This window comes from Pantoea sp. GbtcB22, assembly GCF_019091025.1.
In the GTDB taxonomy this organism is placed as follows: domain Bacteria; phylum Pseudomonadota; class Gammaproteobacteria; order Enterobacterales; family Enterobacteriaceae; genus Pantoea; species Pantoea leporis.
The window spans coordinates 1-246 of sequence record NZ_JAGXKB010000597.1; the positions used below are offsets into that span (position 1 = coordinate 1).

Here is a 246-nt window from a genome sequence, read left to right on the forward strand (position 1 = left end):
GGTTGCGGCATCGAGCAGCTTGAAGGCGGTGCGATTTGCTTCGCGCACGGCCACCGCGACCTGGCGGCTATCGGCACTGAAGGCCACGGCGAAGCCTGACGAATCGAAAGAATAGCGCCATTCCTGCCCGGTCCGCAGTTCGCGGACAAGCAAGATCGCCTGCCTGTCCTTGTCCCCGGGCAAGTACGCGGCAAGACGTTTGCCATCCGGGCTGTACTCGATGTACATGGCGCGCGTTGGCAGGGG

General features: G+C 63.8%; 1 protein-coding gene. It reads right to left on the bottom strand.

All coding sequences use genetic code 11. The annotated features are described in order from the left end of the window. Positions 1–228: hypothetical protein (locus tag KVT28_RS26090; RefSeq protein WP_217551173.1), on the bottom strand; the 228-nt coding region annotated here is incomplete at its 3' end. Positions 229–246 lie beyond the last annotated feature (18 nt).